Source organism: Eionea flava (assembly GCF_055393785.1).
The window spans coordinates 679,588-700,110 of record NZ_AP036018.1 but is presented as its reverse complement, the minus strand read 5'-3'; the positions used below and the strand labels follow the sequence as shown (position 1 = coordinate 700,110).

Here is a 20,523-nt window from a genome sequence, read left to right as displayed (position 1 = left end):
CTAGCGATGATTAGTTTTGGGAAATGAATAGTATAAGGTAAAATCCTCGATGAAATAATCAGCAAGGTCACCTATTTAGGTCGACTCTGACGATGACGATTGCTCACGAATACGTGTACGCTTTTTCCAACTCACTTCGTTACGCATATAAGTCGGCACTGCTGCTAGAGGACTAACAAACGGCTCTCCCCCCGCTGGCGTTTGGTTACATATTTTTTGTGCAATCAGCGCCATATCGTAGGCTTCAGGATATACCTCTATCATCACTTGCTTAGCAACACCGCCTAGATTGCCGTAATGCCAACCCGAACCAACACCAATAACCTGACTATTCGCCGCTACATCACTTTGTGCTAACTGCTCTGGTGCAGTTAGCATTTCTTGACACAAAGGGACGCAGACATTCGACGCCTCCCAATGATAAGCACTCCAATAAATTTCATTCATCCGCGCATCAATACTAGGGATAATGACTTGATCATCGTCGATACAATGTAAACGTTTTGCGGTATGCGCCATAGTGAGTAAGGTCGATACGGGAAGCAAAGGCAAGTCAGCACCGTAAGCTAAGCCCTGTGCGGTACTCAGTGCAATACGCAAACCAGTAAATGATCCAGGCCCTACGCCAAAAGCAATCGCCTCCAGTTGACCCAAAGACACACCCTGCTCTTGCAAGAGCCTCTTAATACTGGGCAATAGCCGCTGAGTATGTTCACGCGGTGCAATCGCTTGCGATTGAACGATTCCTTGAGGAGTTAATAAGGCGGCAGAACAAGCATCGGTTGATGTGTCGATAGCAAGAAGATAAGACATTAACTAGGCTCACACCTGTAAATAATAGGAATGAACATTCTAGCAAAGATAGTCGAAGTGGTCAGGCTTATTACACCGACTCTTTTTATAAGAGTTTTAGGTGTTCAAGCCGAAAATAGAAGTGAAAGTTAACTTATACAAAAATCAATTAATGTGCCGCAGGAGCAAGGCGGCACACAGAAACGATGATTCGTTTAAGAAGAAAGCGCAGCGAATAATTGCTGCTTAATCGCATCAACCTCACCGACACCGTCAACACGAACATAACTTGGTGCAGGAGAACCCTGCTGCTCACCAATATTTTGATAAAAATCAACCAAAGGCTCTGTTTGCTGATGATAAACCGCTAAACGCTTACGAATCGTTTCTTCTTGATCGTCTTCGCGCTGAATAAGTGCTTCGCCGGTTTCGTCATCCACACCAGCTTGCTTGGGAGGATTATATACAAGGTGATAAATGCGGCCCGAATCAGGATGAACACGACGACCACTCAATCGAGAAACAATTTCTTCATCTTCTACATGAATTTCCACCACGTTATCGATAATAACACCGGCTTCTTTCATTGCTTCTGCTTGAGGAATAGTGCGGGGAAAGCCGTCAAGTAAAAAACCTTTTACACAATCGGCTTCTTTAATACGCTCTTTAACGAGAGCAATAATAATATCGTCAGAAACTAAACCGCCTGAGGCCATCACATCTTTAACTTTCAAACCTAGCTCAGTACCCGCTTTGACTGCAGCGCGCAACATGTCGCCGGTAGAAATTTGCGGGATACCAAACTCCTGTGTCATTAATTTAGCTTGCGTTCCCTTACCTGCGCCTGGGGCACCTAATAATATAATTCGCACGAATACATGCTCCTGTTATTCTGTCAGTGTGTAATGTTGAATGGACAACAGTAAAATTGATAGTAAAGGGCAAGATAACACGTTGCGCTTTGTGGTCTCAACCTATAAATAACCTTTGTCGCCTTAGGGAACCTTTTGTATCTCTCAAGAGGTTCCTTAGTTAACACTAAGGATAAATAACATCGATTAACGATTTGTCGTAAGCAATGCGATTTTTGCTGCCTGCCAACGCTGATCAAGTGCGGCTTCATCTAGGTCTGAGAGGTTGACGCCCTCGCGTTTTGCCTGCGCCTCGACCCAACGAAAACGCGCCTCAAACTTTTGATTGGCTCGCCGACAAGCAGTTTCAGAATCGACCTTTAAGTGACGTGCCAAATTCACTACCGTGAATAGCACATCGCCCAATTCATCTTCAATCGCATCATTATCGCCGGCTTCCGTGGCTTCAATAAGTTCAGCGATTTCTTCAGTGAGTTTGCCATGCACTGCCTGACTATCAGACCAATCAAAACCCACCGAAGCTGCACGTTTCTGTAGTTTAGTCGCTCTCACCAAACTTGCCAGAGCAAGTGGCACATCGTCTACAACACTGCTGTAGCCTTTTACATCACGCTCACGCTGTTTCGTTTTTTCCCATGATTGCTTGATCGCGCTTTCCATGGCATTGCGTTCAGCAACCGAAACAGAATCAGGAATTCTGCTTTCCAAGGTGCCATCAGGAAACACATGCGGATGCCGACGAACCAATTTATCCGCCAGAGAAGTCACAATATCGTTAAACGTAAATACCTGTTCTTCTTTGGCTAATTCGCTATAAAAAATAACCTGAAATAATAAATCACCCAACTCTTCTTTCAGTTGCTGCTTATCACCTTGCTCAATCGCATCAACAACTTCATACGCTTCCTCTAATGTTGATGGCGCAATACTGGCATACGTTTGTTTTTGATCCCAAGGGCAGCCATAGACTGGCTCTCGCAAGCGCTCCATGACTGTGAGCAAGAGCTCAAGAGCAGTGTTTGAATACGCTTGATTCATCCGTGCATATCCTAATTCTTACGCCGTGCTGATGCCACATTGGGCAATTGATTGAGCCGAGCAAGAATGTGACTAAGGTGCGCGAAGTCACGAATATCAATAGAAACAACCATTGATACCGTATTTTGACCTTTATCAGACAGGGTTTGCATGGCACTCACATTAATATGAGCCGCATCCAACACAGCAGTCACATCTCTCAATAAGCCACCGCGATCATAGGCATCAACCAACACGTCAACCGTGTATGTTTGTGTCGGCGCCTCACCCCATTGCACTTGAATAATTCTGTCAGGTTCATCCGACGCGAGTTGTAGAATATTACGACAATCTTTACGATGAATAGAAACACCTTTGCCCAAAGTGATATAGCCCATAATTTCATCACCGGGTAGAGGATTACAGCAATGGGCAATATTCGTTAAAAGATTACCAACACCGTCAATATAAACATCGGTGCCTGCGGTGGTCGGCTTTTTATGGGAAAAATTAATTTCTGTTTGTTCAGGTATGCTGGGCGCTAATAATTTTTGCGATGCGCGCAACACTTGAGCCACCGTCACATCACCGGAACCCACATGGGCATACAAATCATCTAAGGTATGATGTTTTAGTGCTGCCAATAAGGCTTCAAAATCAATATCCTGAATACCTAATCGGCGTAGCTCTTTATCTAATACACTGCGGCCATCGGCAATGTTCTGATCGCGCGCTTGCTCACCAAACCATTGACGTACCTTCGCTTTTGCACGAGAAGTATTGAGATAACCTAAGCCTTCCATCAACCAATCACGACTCGGAACGGTTTGCTTACCCGTAAGAATTTCTACCTGATCACCTGTTTTTAACACATGGTTTAAAGGTACGATTCGACCGCCCACTTTCGCGCCTCGGCATCGATGGCCAATTTCTGTGTGAACACGGTAAGCAAAATCAAGAGGCGTCGCACCTGCTGGCAGGTCAATCACATGTCCGTCGGGAGTAAATAAATACACACGATCCTGCTCAACACTAGAGCCAATGTCATCGGCCAAGCCGTCCACACCCAGTTCTTCATGCCAATCCAGTACTTGACGCAGCCATTCTATTTTTTGTTCATAACTATCAACTTGCGCATCGGCATCGCTACTGTCAGTTCCTTTATAACGCCAATGAGAACACACGCCATACTCCGCCTCTTCGTGCATCGCATGTGAGCGAATTTGTACCTCGATAACGCGGTTATTAGGCCCGACAACCGCCGTATGTAACGACCGATAACCATTTTCTTTGGGCGCAGCAATGTAATCATCAAACTCATGTGGGATATTGCGCCAAAGCGTATGCACAATACCCAGCACTTCGTAACAATCTTTAGTGGTCGGCACCAAAATACGTACTGCGCGAATATCATAAACTTCCGAAAATACGATATTTTTGCGCTGCATTTTTCGCCATATACTATAGATATGCTTAGCACGGCCATAGACTTCGGCATCGATATTATTTTTTTGAATTTGAGTTTGTAAACTCTCAACGACATAGTCAATATAATCTTGGCGATCAAGACGCTTTTCATCAAGCGATTTGGCGATATTCTTGTAATCGTCCGTCATCAAATAACGGAAGCCTAAATCCTCTAACTCCCACTTAATATGACCAATCCCTAAGCGGTGAGCCAACGGTGCATAAATATCAAAAACCTCACGCGCCACTTTGCGTTTACGCTGTTCGCTTGCATCTTTTACCGCACGAATTGCACAGGTTCTCTCCGCTAGTTTAATCAGTGCTACGCGCACATCATCAACCATTGCCACTAACATTTTACGCACATTTTCTGTCTGTTCGGCCGTTTGCTGCCCCAATACCGACTCTTCTGAATCGTTGCGCAATTGGCTAATCGCAGCCATGCCTGACACACCTAAAACTAAACCCTCAACCTCTTTGCCATAACGCTCTGTGATATCAGCCAACGGTACTTTGCCTTCTCGAACCCCACGATAAACCACGGCGGCTATAAGCGCCTCTTGATCCAACTGTAGCTCGGCCAAAATATCCGCCATTTCGAGCCCAGTAACAAAACTGCTATTATGTTGTGACCACGTATCTTCGGTGTTTACATGCTGTTTTTCTGCCTGCTCGATAAGTGTAGCCGCCGTAATTAGCTGCTGAATGGCAAATTCGTTGCTACCTGCAATAGACGCTATACGTTCCGCCCATTGAGCAATATCGACATCACCATTATCCATTAGCGGATAGTCGTCTCTCACTTTTACCATGAATTATCGTTATCCTAGTTTCAGTCTACGTTTGATTGTTTTATGGGAAGTCTTACGTGTTGTTGAGCAATGGCTAGCGCTTTTTTTACGTTTTGCATCGATGGTAAATAGCGCCATAATTTCTACATGGGAGGTCTGAGGAAACATATCCATCACACCAAGCTTAGCCAAACAATAGCCCTGATTAGCCAAAATGCCTGCGTCGCGTGCGAAGGTAGACGAATCGCAAGAGACGTAGACAATACGACCTGGCGATAGTTCAGTGATATTTTCACAGAGAGTTTTAGCGCCTGCACGCGGAGGATCAAGCACTAAAGCGTCAATCTTCGACTTATCGACGAGCACATTCGCCCATTGCCTCGCATTTATCGGCTTCGATAAGTCTTGCGCTGCAAACGACACATTACTTATCTGATTACTCTGCGCATTAGCAGTAGCACGCTCAACCATGGCCTCAATGCCTTCAATACCCACCACCCGTTTAACAAACTGCGCTATTGGCAAAGAAAAATTGCCAATACCACAAAATAAATCGAGCACTAGCTCGTGAGATTGTGGCGCGAGCAATTCAAGGGCTTGCTTGATCATCATTTGATTCACCGCATGGTTTGACTGAATAAAGTCTTGCGGATGAAACTGTAATGTTAACGGCGAAAGACGATCATCATCGAGTGCTAATACATAAGCCATTCTTGGGGTGACGGCTTGGTCATTAATATCATGTAGATCACCCCCTTTATCACTCTGAAACCATACGACAGCCTTTAAATGTTCTGATCGGAGAGAAGACTGCAATAGGTGTCGATCTGCAACCGATAACTTGCGCGTATGCCTCACCACAATACCCACATCATCTTGACCAAGGAAAGGTTGTGAGTGGATTAACTCTATATGTGAAACCGACTTCGCTATCTGAGAAAGGCCATCGCGTAGTAATGGCAACATTACTTGTAATGCAGGCACAGCAACATCACAGTGGCGAGTTTCTACAATCGCACGGCTGTCGGCCTCACGAAAACCGAATAACACATCACCAATTTTTGTGTAATCGACCGCCAAACGCAGACGTTGTCGATAGTGATAAGGCGATGAGGAGATGGGTGATAATAATGCTTGCGGCGAGATAGAAGACCAACGAGATAACTGCGATAACACCGTGGCTTGCTTGAATGCGACTTGATCGCTTACCGGCATATACTGCAATGCACAGCCGCCGCAACGAGAGAATACGGCACAAGAAGGCGTTATCCGTTGCTCAGACATCTTAGTGATCTGCTTAACTTTCCCTTCACTATAGCGAGTAGAGGAGCGCGTGATTAGCACCGTCACTTCTTCGTCGGGTAAAGCCCCATCGACAAAGACGGCATGCCCATTAACCGATGCGATTCCACGCCCATCATCAGCCAAGCGCTCAATTAAGAGACTTTTATCCGAAGGAATACGGTGAGCAGCAGGTGCTTTTTTTCTAGATCGAGCGCCTATTTTTCGAGAAGAGGTGGCCACTTAATCGACCGTCATGCCTTTACTGGCATGATCCGCTCTATCGTCAAACACACCAGATGATAAGTAGCGGTCTCCGCGATCACAGCCAATCGCAACAATCACGGCATTGTGTACCGTTTGACTAATTTCCAAAGCAGCCGACACCGAGCCACCAGACGATACACCCAAGAAAATACCTTCTTGCTGCGCTAACGCACGCATTGTGATCTCTGCGCGCTGCTGGCTCATATTAACCACTTGATCAACATTGGTTGCATCAAAAATAGAGGGAATATAGGCTTGCGGCCAACGGCGAATACCGGGAATACTTGCACCCTCTTCTGGCTGTAAACCAACAATTTGAATACCAGGGTTTTGCTCTTTCAAAAAAGCGGAGGTTCCAGTAATCGTACCGGTTGTTCCCATCGAGCTCACGAAATGTGTAATATTGCCGTGAGTTTGCTCCCAAATTTCTGGGCCAGTACCCGTATAATGCGCTAACGGGTTATCATTATTAGCAAACTGATCAAGCACCTTGCCTTTACCTTCGGCTTGCATTTGCTGAGCTAAATCACGCGCCCCCTCCATACTCTCTTCCGCACTCACTAATATAAGTTCAGCACCGTAGGCCGTCATTGCGGCTTTACGTTCAGCGGTTGCGCTATCGGGCATAATAAGGATCATACGATAACCTTTAATAGCGGCAGCCATGGCTAAAGCAATTCCCGTATTACCACTGGTCGCTTCAATGAGCGTATCGCCCATTTGTATATCGCCGCGCGCTTCTGCACAATTAATCATTGATAACGCAGGACGATCTTTAACGGACCCAGCAGGGTTATTACCCTCTAACTTGACTAAAACGGTATTATTGTTGATATTTGCGCCATCTAAACGCTGTAAACGCACTAAAGGAGTATTGCCGACGTATTGCTCAATCGTGGGATACGGGGAAGAGGTTTCCATAAAACAAGCCTTGCCAAAATAAGGCCGCTATTTTACCCTTGATCGCGTCAACGTAACATAGCGACAGCATGAATTTATCTGTTAACTCGTAGACAGAATTTACATAACCATAGCGTGCTTAGTTATACTTACTAAATAACACTAATGTATCCTACAGCCTGCTTGAGACGGATTCTCTGATATGCCTCAATTGATTTCATCAAAAAAATATTGCCTCTTCAATATTGGCTTCCTAATTCTCAGCCTTTGCTTATGCTTAGGCGTGTATCTCATCTCGACACCACCATCGATCTACCCATTTATTTTTGTTGTTCTTACCAGCCACTTTTTATTCACGTTACTTTCATGGTGGTGTTTATTTAAACCAAGCACCGATGAACGCAGCATCGATGAACAATACAGCCCTAAAAAAAATAAGGCTGATGACAATACGAACACTGCCTCATCCACAACGTTAACGACACATAATAGTGATCAGCCATCAAAGAAGCAGCGTTCTAGCTCTTCCGCAATATGCACCGAATCCAGACGTATATTAGTTGTGGACGATAACACCAGTAACATTACCGTACTTGAAAATTATCTACAGGCAGACAATCGAAAAATTGTTACCGCCAATAATGGACTAGATGCTATTAGGCATGTCGAAAAACAAACAATGGACATTATTTTCATGGATATAGAAATGGAGGGTATGAATGGACCGCAAACAGTACAACATATTCGCGCACTTGAAAAAACGAATGCTAAATTACACATAGCAAGAACACCAATTATTGCCGTAAGCGCACATAAAGAAAAAAGCAAACGGCTGGCCGTACTTCAGCAAGACTTTGATGACTACTTAGAGAAACCAGTGAGCGCAGATACGGTACATGAGGTGATGCAGCGCTGGGAAGGTATTGAACGACAATCTTTAAAACCTGCAGGTTCAAACAATTTATTGGCAAGCAGGTCATCGAAAAATAAAATGGGTCAAGGTAATAAAAAGTATCCGCCTACAAAAACAGCCAAACCAACGAACTCCAAAAAGGATGTTGATAAAGTTATTAACATTGAATATTCATTATCCCATAGCAATAACAATAACGTATTGGCTAGAGACATGTTGGCACTACTTATTACTATGATTCAACAAGAAAAAGCAACGCTTCTCGAACGTTATGAACAGCGCCAGTGGGAAAAACTCTATCAACTGAACCATAAGATTTATGGTGGAAGCTCATACTGTGGCGTCCCCAAATTACAAACAAGCAATCAGCAATTAGAACGCTTATTGCAATCACACCTCACTCAATACCCCAGCATTAATAACCCATCAGACAAAACAAAAAAAATCACTATAGAAGAGAGTGCAGTCAGCGATATCAAGCAAGCACTAGATAATGTTCTACAATCTATCGACGACATTCTTTTATGGAATGAACAATATGACATGGATATAATTTTTAATATTGAGGAGCCTCTGCTTAACCTCGAATGACTAATGACGACTTTTAGTCGACAATGATTGGTCAATACTTTGATGAAAACGAGAGATTGAATCACCACACAAGCCCAACCAAGCCACTATCGCCGCCACTAGCAACACGCCACCAGCGCCAATAAATAACCATTGCGGACTAATTTCCCACAAATAGCCACTCGCAACAGCACCGATAGCACCACCCACACCAAATGTCATCGAACTATATAACGCATTACCTTGACCGGCATTTTTGCCCGCAAAGAACTGCCTAATCAACTCGATACTCGCCGCATGCGCTGCACCAAAGCTTAAGGCATGAATGCCTTGCGCAATAATCATCACCCATAGATGATCCGCAAACATACCCGTGATAAACCAGCGAAAGCTCGTTAACAATAAACTCCAAAATAATAAATAACTCACCCCCATTGCTGGCATTAAACGATGAATCACTAAAAACAAAGCAACCTCCGCCGCAACCCCTAAGGCCCAAAGCAGCCCAATGGATGTTCTCGTGTAGCCATAGCTATCTAAATACAAACTAAAAAAGGTGTAGTAGGCACCAAAACTTAATTGGAGTAAAAATGCCGCTGCAAAAAAGGCAATAACAGCAGGCTGGCGCAAAATAAATCGGCAAGACACATTGCTTGACGCCGCAACGCGCACAGGAGCCTCTTTAAGTAGCAGGCAATTCAAACTAATCAATAACAATAAAACCCAAGCAATAGGGATAAGATAACGAATAGACAAGTGATCAAACAAAAAGCCAAGAGCAACAACGGCGACAATAAAACCTATCGAACCCCATACTCGAATTCGGCTGTAATGATGACTTTTTTTACCCAAATATTGAATAGTAACCGTATCAAACTGAGACAGCACTGCATTCCAAAAAAAACTATAAAGAAAAGTGACAATAAGTATGGGAATTAAATTTTTCCAAAAAAATAGACCTGTAAAAAATAGCGTGGCTAAACCGGCACCCACGCTAATAATCAATAAACGTCGACCCGTACGATCACATAGCCAGCCCCATATATTAGGCGCACCAATTTTTGTACCCATCAATACGGCATTCACCAAACCGATGGCGTAAGCAGTGAGGCCAATATCAGCAAGATATAAACTAAGAAAAGGGCTTAATGCGCCAACAAGCGCAAAGTAAAAAAAATAGAAACCGGACAAACGCCAATAAGGTAATGTGGAAGCATGCATTAACACATTGCCTAAATAGCTTTTATCATCAGCACGTTAAGCTAGTTCGCTTGTGCAGGGATGGTAGGGATATTGTGGGATATGTCTCCATTTTGTGCTCGATGACGCAACAAATGGTCCATCAACACTAATGCCGTCATTGCCTCAGCAATTGGCGTTGCACGAATACCAACACAAGGGTCGTGGCGCCCTTTAGTAACGATCTCAACTGGCTCACCATGCACATCAATACTGCGGCCGGGGATATGTAAACTAGAGGTGGGTTTTAACGCGATATGCGCAATTAAATCTTGCCCTGTTGAAATACCCCCTAGTACACCGCCAGCATTATTTGACAGAAAACCTTCAGGGACAATTTCATCGCGATGCTCTGTACCTTTTTGAGTGACGACATCAAAGCCTGAGCCAATCTCCACGCCTTTAACAGCATTAATGCTCATCAGGCCATGCGCTAAATCTGCATCTAAACGATCGAAAATGGGTTCTCCTAACCCTGGAATCATACCACTGGCAACAACGGAAATTTTTGCCCCTACAGAGTCGCCTGACTTACGTAAGTCTTGCATATAGGTTTCCATTGCCGCAACTTGATCGACATCGGGGCAAAAGAAGGGATTATTATGCACTTCGTTCCAGTCGAATTGCTCGGCTTTTATCGGCCCTAACTGGGAGAGGTAACCTCGCACTTGAATACCACAATGTGCTAACAAATATTTTTTCGCAATAGCACCAGCCGCTACACGCATCGCAGTTTCGCGTGCCGATGAACGGCCACCACCACGATAGTCACGCACACCATATTTTTGCATATACGGATAGTCTGCATGTGCGGGGCGAAACTGATCCTTGATATTGCCATAGTCTTTCGAGCGCTGATCAGTATTTTCTATCAACAAACCAATAGGGGTGCCGGTTGTTTTACCTTCAAAAACACCGGATAAAATCTTAACCTGATCGGGTTCTTTACGCTGTGTTTCATAGCGATTTTTACCCGGGCGTCGTCGATCAAGGTCTACTTGTAAGTCTGCTTCGCTTAACGCTAAACCTGGAGGACAGCCATCGACAATACAACCTAACGCCAAACCATGGCTTTCGCCAAAGGTTGTGGTAGTAAATAGTTTTCCGAAGCTATTGCCTGACATAATGCGATAAACCTTTTAGTAAAATAGAGATAGAGCGACACCTTTATAACGGCGAGATTATACGTGATTTATACAAAGGCTGCTGCATGATCTAATAACTCTTGTCGCGTTATCACAAATACACCATGCCCCCCAGATTCAAACGATAACCACATAAAAGGCACTTGAGGAAAAGCGGTTTCTACATGTTCCCAGCTATTACCCACCTCCACAATCAATACCCCTTGATCATTTAGATAAGTCGCTGCCTGTCGCAGCAAACGGCGTGTCACATCTAAGCCGTCATCTCCAGAACCTAGAGCAATAGCCGGTTCCGACTGATACTCTGCGGGCATACTATCAATATCAGCTTTGTCTACGTATGGAGGGTTAGCAACAATAAGATCATAAGGTTTTTCGGGAATTGCATCGAATACATCCGACTCCAGCACGGCCACTCGCTCACTGACCTGATGCCGCTTAATATTTTCTTCAGCAACCATCAAAGCATCGGTAGAAATATCACAGAGGTCAACCCGCGCATCAGGAAAGACCAACGCCGTCGCAATACCAATACAACCGCTACCGGTACACATATCGAGCACTTGTAATGACGATTGCGGCGGCAATGCATCAACGACTGGTAACCACGGCTGATAACGACTGAGAATCAATTCTGCAATGGGTGACCGAGGCACCAAAACATGCTCATTAACCGTAAAAACATAGCCACAAAACCACGCTTCACCCACAATGTACGCTGCGGGAATACGCTCATTAACCCGGCGAAGATACATACTTTCAATACGTAGCCACTCGGCTTGACTGACCGGTTGATTAAGCACTTCAGCGCTCACATCAAATGATAAACCTAATGCAGAAAAAGCCAGCCACAAAGCCTCATCTTGCGCATTATCAGTACCATGACCAAAAAAAAGTTGCGCTTGCTCAAAGAAGATGGCTCCCGCATCAATACATTCAGCAATCGTCGACGGAGGCGTATTAACCAAGGCCTCTGGAAAAGCAGATACTGGCCTATCGGATGATATTGTCATTTTTAATCAATTAACTCTATATGGATTGGATAATAAAGATTACTCACCAGCAAAAGATAAAAACAAGTCATGCAACTAACGAGGATATAGAATATCTAACTGAACATATAAACGGCGATTACCACGCCGCACTACATACGCTGTGACATACAAATAATCTAACGGCTGTTTTTCAGTAACGTTTTCTTCCATCACTACCGGCATGCGGTACGTGCGATAACGCTGAGAAGTGTCAATTCCATACAATTGCTTAATGCCAAAATGATCATTCGCCCAATTATTGCTTTCACCGCAAGCTCGACCGTCACAGCCAAATAATAGCTCAGCATTATCAGGCAACTGACCATCATAATAACTAAGCACATCAGGCTCAACATAGTCTCTTGGCATTTCTAAAGTATAACGTAACAATCGGCCCGCCTGCCGCTGCCATTTTCTTGGGACCCAACGATTATCGACTTTACGGTATTTATCTAAAGCCACAATGTACTGCGTTTCAGAGTAAGTTGATTGCTCAAAAACCTTGGCTTGAGGGTGTAACGAAAAGGCGAAAGCCTTATCTGCGTGCACAGGCAACGCAACACTCAACACACATAAAGCCACAAAAGCCACAAAAGCATACGCATAAAACAGAGTAAATTCACTGATTATAGTAGTGTTAATAGTGACGGCATTTGTGGTGACCGAATGTGGTGGCGTAGTATCACGGTTGGCTGCATTTATTAATGAAGAAGTGTGTTTTTTCACATTATTCTCAACGACTGGATTAAGTGATTGATAACATCGAATGTTATACGCATTATTCTTTATACGTGCCAAAGCACCTTAGCATAGCACTGCGGCACCCTTACGCCGTTGGTATATTTATATCAGAAAACCATGTCACTGATCATTGCAGCGATAAGTCACTTGTGGCAACCGTTCTTTAAAACGATAAAAAATGGATAAAGACGCTTAACGAGGGCTAACTAAAAAATTCTTTATCGCCGCGGCAACCTCTGTAGCAGCACTCTCGGCGTGTAAAAAGTGTCCGTCGTTAAATACTTCAACTGTCGCGGATAACTGACGCGCCAATGCCTCACTTTGCTCTTTCAGCTCTTGAGGGGCTTTCATGACTAAACCTTCATCGCCTAACAAAAGTTGTGATGGCACATGAGCATCAACAATATTATCGACAAATGCCTGTAATGTTTCACTAGATAAACCAATAGCCGATAAACTCCATAATTTACTGTCGGCTCGCCACGAATACTTACCCGCCGATTCAGACAAACCTCGTACCGCTAACTGCTCTGCTGTTGTCGTCGAGACTGGTGCAAAACGGCTCATACAACGGGCAACAATCGCTTCTCTGCGCGAGTCAAAAATAGTCGCCTTGCGCTCAATGCGATGACCGATTTCAGCGATACTTTTTTGGATACGCTCAATCACACCGACTTGCTCAACCAGTGGAGGCATAATCGCATCAATCATCACTAAATGGGAGATTCGATCAGGAAAGGTTCCGGCAGTTAACAATGCCATCATCGCACCACGGGAATGCCCCAGCAAACCAAAATGTTGCCAGCCCATACTATCCGCAATCGCGTAAATAGCAGAAATGTCGGTCCATATTGGATAATCATCTAAACCCGATTTATGATCTGACAATCCATGCCCTGCCAGATCAACCGCCAGACATTGAACACCAGGCAGTTGAGACGCAAGCGTGGCAAAACTACCACTGTTGTCCAACCAACCATGTAACGCAATAACCGGTAATCCGCCCTCGTCTCCCCAGAGCTGAGCAGCGTAACGAAAACCATTAAAAGTGAATGTTTTTTCTATCGCAGAAAAACCAGCGCTCACTAATGCGCCAGAGGAAACCGTTGAATGAGACAATAGAAGGATCTCTTACTAAATTATGAGAGTACGGGTTGAGTACTAGCGGGCTGATGCAACCATTCGAGATCACAACAACCATTTGCATAGACTTGGGTTTTAAGACTCGCCAAAGCGCCTGTACCCATTCGGTAACGGCCGGGCTCAAGCCCTGCCATACCATCCACTAAAATTCCAACCAGCGGTTGATGACTCACCATAAGTACCGTTTCGGTGCGATGACTTTCTAAAGCAGCGAGTGAATCAATTGGATTACCGTTTGGTGGCAAAAAAAACTGAGTGACTACTGGCTTATCAAGGTGGGCCGCCATAATTTTTGCGGTTTGTTGAGCGCGAATATACGGGCTTGCCCATATTACATCCACCGTTTGTAACACGGCAGCATAATCCATTGCCATTTGTGCTATATCATCTTTACCCTGCGCTGTTAGTTCTCGTTGGGCATCGGTGTCGGCAGAGGGTTGCGCCTCACCGTGGCGCATAATAAATACATTCACACTGTGCTCCTTTATCTAGTTTTTTATCATCGAGGCGGGCATAAAAACGTCTATGATTGAATGACAGTCATACAGCCGCTTACCTATTCGCACTTAGCACTATTCATTACCCGTGGCCGAACTATCATTAGGCCAATCACTAAATGGGAATGGCTTTTGTTCGTCGTTATAGGTAATAAAGCGTAATATTTGATAAAGATATTGTGAGAGCTGACCACCAAAAGCCTGCAATCTTTCTTCACTAGAACCCGTAATCAAAGCAAACACAAATTGAATAATTACCAGCACTAACATAACGTAACTAGCGACACAGGCAATAACAACAAACATCAGCATAAATAAGCCACGCAACCAATGTTCGGGAGACAACAAACGTGTTTTTAGTTCACCGGATGTTTCAGACGACGCCTCATTAATTGATGACGCGTTTGTTTCTGTTTGACCTGACGATGGATCAGCAGATGATTCACTGACAATTTCACCATCGACTGCTTCGTTATCTGAAGGCTTGTTACTCATATTTATACCTATTTATTGTTTGCTACTTTATTTTAGTGGGTCAAAGTTGACGTCATCGCTATTATCACTGGACATAAGCTGACTAATAATACTATCTACAGGCTGGTGGTCAAACATTAGTGCGTAGAGCGCAGTAACTAATGGCATATAAATTTGCATTTCTTCGGATTTTTCTTTTACTAAACGAAGCGTATTCACACCCTCGACTACCTGACCGATACCATCAACCGCTTGTTGGTAACTGTTACCGCTCCCTAAGGCATGGCCCAATCGATAATTTCTACTCAAATTGGAGCCGCAGGTAAGAATCAAATCTCCTACCCCTGCCAACCCCAACAAGGTCATTGGATTGGCTCCCATTGCTTGAGAAAAACGTCCCATCTCTGCAAGCGCACGCGTCATCAGCATAGCTAAGGTATTCTGACCACATTGCCTTGCTTCTGCCATACCAACAATGATGGCATAAATATTTTTCAACGCACCCGCCAACTCAACGCCATAACGATCATCATTGCTATACACACGAAAGGTTGACGAGCATAGCGTCGCCTGTACGTGCTCAATAAGAAGATCATGCTCACTCGCAATAACTGAGCCGGTTAACTGGTGTTGAACCATTTCCTTGGCAAAATTTGGCCCACTTAATACGCCAATAGCGTGGTCAGGTAACTCTTGCTCTAAAATTTGACTCATGGTTTGAAAGCTAGTCGCATCAATTCCTTTTGTCGTACTGACAACATAGGCAGAAGGCGCCAAGTAATTCGCTATTTGCTGTGCAACCTGCCGAAAGGAAGCGCTAGGTACAGCAATAAATACTAACTGTGCTGTCGACAGTGCCATCTCAATATCGGAAACCACATGAACTTGCGGCGGCAACTGGAAGCCGGGAAGATATTGTGTATTTTCTCGCGTAGATGCTGTGAGCTCAGCACGCGTACTGTCTCGCATCCACAAAAAAACCGGCTGTTGATTTTGCCCGATAGTGCTAGCCAGTGCAGTACCGAAACTGCCACCGCCAATAACGGCAATTGTTGGATTACTCATCATATTATTATCATTCTTATGGGTATATAGGTGTTATTTATATCACTAATAAGGCATAAATATTAGTTTTTAACATCTTTCAAAAAACAAACACAAAAAAAGCAGTAAAGGTCGCCTTTACTGCTTTTAAACATCATCTCAAATCTATAAAGTTATCGAGATTAGTTGCTAAGCTCTAACAACAAGCTATTGAGTCGCTGTACATAAGCCGCTGGATCTTCTAAATGACCACCTTCTGATAAGGTCGCTTGATCAAAAAGGATATTGACTAAATCACCAAAGCGGTCTTCGTCAGCTTCTTGATCCAGTTTTTTCACCAACGGATGCTCTGGGTTCAATTCAAAAACTGGCTTCGTATCTGGCAGCGCCTGACCCGCTTGCTCCATAAGGCGACGCATCTGCGCACCCATATCATCTTCACCAACAACAACACAGGCAGGCGAATCCGTTAGGCGATGAGTCAGACGCACTTCTGCTACTTTATCCTCTAACACTGTTTTACTGCGCTCAACAAGACCTTTAAGCTCTTCGTTAATTTTCTCTTGCGCTTGCTTTTCTTCTTCAGAATCTAGCTCACCAAGATCTAACGATCCGCGTGCAACATCTTGTAATTGCTTACCATCAAATTCACGCAAGTGGCTCATCATCCAGTCGTCAACGCGATCAGACAACAACAAGACTTCTATGCCTTTTTTACGGAACACTTCTAGATGCGGGCTGTTTTTCGCTGTATTAAAGTTTTCTGCCGCCACGTAATAAATTTTGTCTTGACCTTCTTGCATACGTTCAACGTATTGCTCTAACGATTGATCCGGTGTTGCCGTATCGGTATGCGTTGTCGCAAAACGTAGTAGTTTGGCAATTTTTTCTTTATTCGCAAAGTCTTCGCCAGGGCCTTCTTTAATCACTTCACCAAATTCTTTCCAGAACTCTGCATACTCTTCTGGTTTTTTCTTGGCCATTTTATCAAGCATATCTAAAACACGCTTGGTCAGTGCTGCACGCATGGCATCAATATTGGGATCCTTTTGTAGAATCTCACGAGATACATTGAGTGATAAATCATTTGAATCAACGATACCTTTAACAAAGCGCAGATACATCGGCAGAAACTGCTCGGCTTCATCCATAATAAATGTGCGTTGAACATACAATTTAAGGCCACGCGTGCCTTCACGGTTATAAAGATCAAACGGTGCTTTTTTAGGAATGTACAACAAGCTGGTGTAATCTAACTTACCTTCAACACGATTATGGCTCCACGTTAGCGCCTCTTGGTAATCATGTGATACATGCTTATAAAATTCTTGGTATTCTTCATCTTTAACATCAGAGCGCGAGCGCGTCCACAGCGCAGTCGCCGTATTAATTGTTTCATCTTCTGGCGCTTCAGGTTCTTTACCCTCTTCTGGCTCCGGCACGTCTTTTTTCATAATGACCGGCAAAGAAATATGATCTGAATATTTTTTAATAACCGAGCGTAAGCGCCACCCGTCAGCAAATTCAGTCGCATCGTCTTTTAAGTGAAGAATAATCGTCGTACCACGATCAGCCTTTTCAATGGCTTCAACGGTAAATTCCGCATCACCCGCACACTCCCAATGTACACCTTCGGTCGCTGGCACACCGGCTTTACGTGTGAGCACTTCAACACGGTCTGCTACGATAAACGAAGAATAAAAACCAACACCAAATTGGCCAATGAGTTGTGAATCTTTTTTATCATCACCCGAAAGGTTTTCGAGAAATTGTGCTGTTCCTGATTTAGCAATAGTGCCTAGGTGATTAATAACATCTTCACGGCTCATGCCGATACCATTGTCGCTGATAGTGACTGTTTTAGCGTCTTTATCGAAATCAACGCGAATCGCCAACTCAGAATCACCTTCATATAGATCGTCATTTTTAACGGCTTCAAAACGTAACTTATCGGCCGCATCAGAAGCGTTAGAAACAAGCTCGCGTAGGAAGATCTCTTTATTCGAGTACAACGAGTGAATCATTAGGTGTAATAATTGTTTAGCTTCCGTTTGAAAGCCTAAAGTTTCTTTCTCGGCAGTGGCTGTATCTGTCACGAATAACTCCTCACTAGATATAAAAATGGTTAATAATAAGTGTTCTAAATGAGACCTTTGCACGAAAACCATTTCGCTCTCATGTGGCGTTTACCCCACAAGGGGGTACCGAGGAAAAATGTACTCAATCGGTCATTTATCATGCATAAACTCCCTCTCTCCGTGCATTTTTGCCTCGCTTAAAAGCGCCTACTTTTGGTGCCTGAGAGCAAAATCATCTTCCGTGCAAAGGTCTCAAATATTATGATGACACCTATATGGGGGAGTGGCCTTATATTTCAAGAGGGTATCGCTTGTCTATTTCCAGAAAAAAACACCATGCTACCTGTGGTGCATTCTGAGCCAAACGGCACTCATAGAACAGAAAATAGGGTATTCCTTCAACAACTCTCGGCAGCAGGGACAGGTTTTTACTCCTGCAAAACCTGTATTCCCTACTTCCATCTAGGTCAAGCTGCCGCGAAGCTTATAGGATATATTTACAGCGTGTTGCTGAAGGAATACCCTATTTTTTGTTCGAAGTTTTAGAATGCGCCACGGGTAATGCTATTATTAAGCATCAATTGTTAACATCCTTGGGGCTAAACCTTAAATTAAGCCCCCTTGTATACCCAATAAGCACTACCAACGACTTCCCAAAGGCTAATCATGAATACTGCCACGTCCTCTTCTATTCAATACGCTCCCGTATGGCGACGATTTACCGCGATCATCTACGACGCATTACTGATTGCGGCGATTAGTATGGGGTATGGGGCTATCGGAGTCGGCTTAACTCATTGGCTTAATGGTGATGATGCCGTAGAAATTAACAATCATCTCCACTGGCTATTTCAAATGGGATGGTTAATGGTAGTGATCGGCTTTTTTTGCTTTTTTTGGAGAAGAGCTGGGCAAACGCTAGGCATGCGTGCTTGGCGATTAAAAATTGTGAGGGAGGGCACTCAAAACACAGCCTCTGTCCCACAATGTATCGGCCGCTGCGTATTAGCACCATTTTGTTTACCATTATTTTTTATTGGCTGGTTACGTAATGACCAACAATGCTTGCATGACCTAGCAACCGGTACTCAGGTGGTATTGCTACCTAAAGGAAGTTAAGGAACCTCTGAACAAGTATGAATGGTTTTTCGCTGGTTACAATGAACGGATTTGAGATGATTAACGTGTTCGTGCTAGCAAAAACAAACCTAATCCCAAGCAGAATAAAATCGGCAACAACACGGCGAATAATGGAGGAATACCATAAATTAAGCTTGCAGGCCCTAGTAGCTTTTGCGTGAGCTGAAAACCAATCCCTACAACAACCCCGGTAAAAATACGGTAACCCATTGTCACCTCACGCAAAGGCCCAAAGATAAAAGAAATAGCAACCAGCACTAAACTAATAATAACCAAGGGTTGCAATACTTTAGACCAATAAGCGAGCAAATACTTACCATTATCGAGGCTTTGTCTGTCTAAATACTGAGCGTACTCATATAACTTGGTAATAGCTAAGTTATCGGTATCTTGCACTAAAATCGTCAGCAAATTTGGCGACAATTCCGTTTCCCATCGTCGAGAGTCATAGGTTTTTGTTATTATAGTTTGCGGGTCATTAACGGCAGGAAATATTGTCTCAACCACCCCCTCTTCTTGCCATTGACCATTGGTGTAAAGTGCCGTTTTGGAAAAACTAGCTATAATTAGTCGCTGATTATCATCGTACTGATAACGCGTAACACCGGCTAATTTGCCATTCGCTTGCACACGGTTAAAGTGCATAAACACATTGCCTTCACGATTCCACACGCCACCCTTTGCCGTTAGCGCACTATTATTTCCCTGTAACAAATCAGAGCGTCGATTTTCGGCATATTGGTCAGAAATAGGAATTATATATTCGGCGAACAGCAGCATAGCCGCAATAAACCATAATACCGGTTTAAGCACCGCCCATGTCAGTCGCAATAAACTCACTCCCGCTGCGCGCATCACCACTAATTCACTGGTAGACGCCAAACTACCCAGCCCCACAAGCCCACCCACTAAACCAGCAAAAGGCATATACTGATAAAAGCTCGAAGGAATTGCCAATACGACATACAACAGTGCTTCACTAAAAGTATAAGTAGGCGTTAAATCACCCAGCTCATCAATCAGTTTGGCTAGAATATCCAGCGCCGTGATCACGACCAAAACAACGATAATTGACGCGACCGTTGTCCGAAAAATATAAGCGTTTAGTAAGCGCACAA

At 44.0% G+C, this 20,523-nt stretch carries 18 protein-coding genes; 2 read left to right on the top strand and 16 right to left on the bottom strand.

From position 1 onward, the window contains the following. Window positions 1–75: 75 nt before the first annotated feature. The 6 genes from tsaB to cysM form a co-directional block, all read right to left on the bottom strand. Entirely contained in the window at window positions 76–813 is a 738-nt protein-coding gene (gene tsaB, locus ACZ5O6_RS03190) for a tRNA (adenosine(37)-N6)-threonylcarbamoyltransferase complex dimerization subunit type 1 TsaB (protein WP_447091178.1), read from the bottom strand. A 194-nt stretch (window positions 814–1,007) separates the two neighbouring features. Next, complete coding sequence (gene adk, locus ACZ5O6_RS03185; protein WP_447091179.1) at window positions 1,008–1,664, bottom strand: adenylate kinase; 657 nt, start codon at window positions 1,662–1,664, stop codon at window positions 1,008–1,010. A gap of 186 nt (window positions 1,665–1,850) precedes the next feature. Beyond that, window positions 1,851–2,702 (bottom strand): nucleoside triphosphate pyrophosphohydrolase, encoded by an 852-nt coding sequence (gene mazG, locus ACZ5O6_RS03180; RefSeq protein WP_447091180.1) that lies wholly within the window; start codon window positions 2,700–2,702, stop codon window positions 1,851–1,853. Window positions 2,703–2,713: 11 nt separating this feature from the next. Then, window positions 2,714–4,960, bottom strand: a complete 2,247-nt coding sequence (gene relA / locus ACZ5O6_RS03175; protein WP_447091181.1) for a GTP diphosphokinase — start codon at window positions 4,958–4,960, stop codon at window positions 2,714–2,716. A 9-nt stretch (window positions 4,961–4,969) separates the two neighbouring features. Further along, the gene (gene rlmD / locus ACZ5O6_RS03170; protein WP_447091182.1) at window positions 4,970–6,463 is read right to left on the bottom strand and encodes a 23S rRNA (uracil(1939)-C(5))-methyltransferase RlmD; all 1,494 of its coding nucleotides are present in this window, start codon (window positions 6,461–6,463) and stop codon (window positions 4,970–4,972) included. Beyond that, the gene (gene cysM / locus ACZ5O6_RS03165) at window positions 6,464–7,408 is read right to left on the bottom strand and encodes a cysteine synthase CysM (protein ID WP_447091183.1); all 945 of its coding nucleotides are present in this window, start codon (window positions 7,406–7,408) and stop codon (window positions 6,464–6,466) included. 181 nt (window positions 7,409–7,589) lie between these two features. On the opposite strand from cysM, the gene ACZ5O6_RS03160 reads away from it, so the two are divergent. After that, complete coding sequence (locus ACZ5O6_RS03160; protein ID WP_447091184.1) at window positions 7,590–8,891, top strand: response regulator; 1,302 nt, start codon at window positions 7,590–7,592, stop codon at window positions 8,889–8,891. On the opposite strand, the gene ACZ5O6_RS03155 is transcribed toward ACZ5O6_RS03160, so the two are convergent. The 9 genes from ACZ5O6_RS03155 to htpG form a co-directional block, all read right to left on the bottom strand. Then, complete coding sequence (locus ACZ5O6_RS03155) at window positions 8,892–10,091, bottom strand: MFS transporter (protein ID WP_447091185.1); 1,200 nt, start codon at window positions 10,089–10,091, stop codon at window positions 8,892–8,894. Between the two features lie 41 nt (window positions 10,092–10,132). Beyond that, entirely contained in the window at window positions 10,133–11,233 is a 1,101-nt protein-coding gene (gene aroC / locus ACZ5O6_RS03150) for a chorismate synthase (RefSeq protein ID WP_447091186.1), read from the bottom strand. A 68-nt stretch (window positions 11,234–11,301) separates the two neighbouring features. Next, entirely contained in the window at window positions 11,302–12,267 is a 966-nt protein-coding gene (gene prmB / locus ACZ5O6_RS03145; protein WP_447091187.1) for a 50S ribosomal protein L3 N(5)-glutamine methyltransferase, read from the bottom strand. Window positions 12,268–12,342: 75 nt separating this feature from the next. Next, complete coding sequence (locus ACZ5O6_RS03140; RefSeq protein WP_447091188.1) at window positions 12,343–13,014, bottom strand: DUF4892 domain-containing protein; 672 nt, start codon at window positions 13,012–13,014, stop codon at window positions 12,343–12,345. A gap of 207 nt (window positions 13,015–13,221) precedes the next feature. After that, window positions 13,222–14,148 (bottom strand): alpha/beta fold hydrolase, encoded by a 927-nt coding sequence (locus ACZ5O6_RS03135; RefSeq protein WP_447091189.1) that lies wholly within the window; start codon window positions 14,146–14,148, stop codon window positions 13,222–13,224. Window positions 14,149–14,168: 20 nt separating this feature from the next. Further along, window positions 14,169–14,645: a phosphohistidine phosphatase SixA gene (gene sixA, locus ACZ5O6_RS03130; RefSeq protein ID WP_447091190.1), complete on the bottom strand. Its 477-nt coding sequence runs from the start codon at window positions 14,643–14,645 to the stop codon at window positions 14,169–14,171. A 99-nt stretch (window positions 14,646–14,744) separates the two neighbouring features. Further along, complete coding sequence (locus ACZ5O6_RS03125) at window positions 14,745–15,164, bottom strand: DUF4389 domain-containing protein (RefSeq protein WP_447091191.1); 420 nt, start codon at window positions 15,162–15,164, stop codon at window positions 14,745–14,747. Between the two features lie 27 nt (window positions 15,165–15,191). Next, window positions 15,192–16,211, bottom strand: coding sequence for an NAD(P)H-dependent glycerol-3-phosphate dehydrogenase (locus ACZ5O6_RS03120; protein WP_447091192.1), 1,020 nt, complete (start codon window positions 16,209–16,211; stop codon window positions 15,192–15,194). Between the two features lie 158 nt (window positions 16,212–16,369). Beyond that, window positions 16,370–18,283 (bottom strand): molecular chaperone HtpG, encoded by a 1,914-nt coding sequence (gene htpG, locus ACZ5O6_RS03115; RefSeq protein WP_447091193.1) that lies wholly within the window; start codon window positions 18,281–18,283, stop codon window positions 16,370–16,372. A 648-nt stretch (window positions 18,284–18,931) separates the two neighbouring features. On the opposite strand from htpG, the gene ACZ5O6_RS03110 reads away from it, so the two are divergent. Continuing rightward, entirely contained in the window at window positions 18,932–19,384 is a 453-nt protein-coding gene (locus tag ACZ5O6_RS03110; protein WP_447091194.1) for an RDD family protein, read from the top strand. 60 nt (window positions 19,385–19,444) lie between these two features. Here the strand turns inward: ACZ5O6_RS03110 and lptG are convergent, their stop codons facing one another. Further along, window positions 19,445–20,521, bottom strand: coding sequence for an LPS export ABC transporter permease LptG (gene lptG, locus ACZ5O6_RS03105; RefSeq protein WP_447091195.1), 1,077 nt, complete (start codon window positions 20,519–20,521; stop codon window positions 19,445–19,447). Window positions 20,522–20,523 lie beyond the last annotated feature (2 nt).

Excerpts from the sequence above, each read along its gene's own strand:
- ACZ5O6_RS03110 (WP_447091194.1), top strand. The coding sequence starts at position 18,932 with ATGAATACTGCCACGTCCTCTTCTATTCAATACGCTCCCGTATGGCGA.
- tsaB (WP_447091178.1), bottom strand. The coding sequence starts at position 813 with ATGTCTTATCTTCTTGCTATCGACACATCAACCGATGCTTGTTCTGCC.
- ACZ5O6_RS03125 (WP_447091191.1), bottom strand. The coding sequence starts at position 15,164 with ATGAGTAACAAGCCTTCAGATAACGAAGCAGTCGATGGTGAAATTGTC.
- relA (WP_447091181.1), bottom strand. The coding sequence starts at position 4,960 with ATGGTAAAAGTGAGAGACGACTATCCGCTAATGGATAATGGTGATGTC.
- prmB (WP_447091187.1), bottom strand. The coding sequence starts at position 12,267 with ATGACAATATCATCCGATAGGCCAGTATCTGCTTTTCCAGAGGCCTTG.
- aroC (WP_447091186.1), bottom strand. The coding sequence starts at position 11,233 with ATGTCAGGCAATAGCTTCGGAAAACTATTTACTACCACAACCTTTGGC.
- ACZ5O6_RS03120 (WP_447091192.1), bottom strand. The coding sequence starts at position 16,211 with ATGATGAGTAATCCAACAATTGCCGTTATTGGCGGTGGCAGTTTCGGT.
- ACZ5O6_RS03160 (WP_447091184.1), top strand. The coding sequence starts at position 7,590 with ATGCCTCAATTGATTTCATCAAAAAAATATTGCCTCTTCAATATTGGC.
- cysM (WP_447091183.1), bottom strand. The coding sequence starts at position 7,408 with ATGGAAACCTCTTCCCCGTATCCCACGATTGAGCAATACGTCGGCAAT.
- mazG (WP_447091180.1), bottom strand. The coding sequence starts at position 2,702 with ATGAATCAAGCGTATTCAAACACTGCTCTTGAGCTCTTGCTCACAGTC.
- ACZ5O6_RS03155 (WP_447091185.1), bottom strand. The coding sequence starts at position 10,091 with ATGCATGCTTCCACATTACCTTATTGGCGTTTGTCCGGTTTCTATTTT.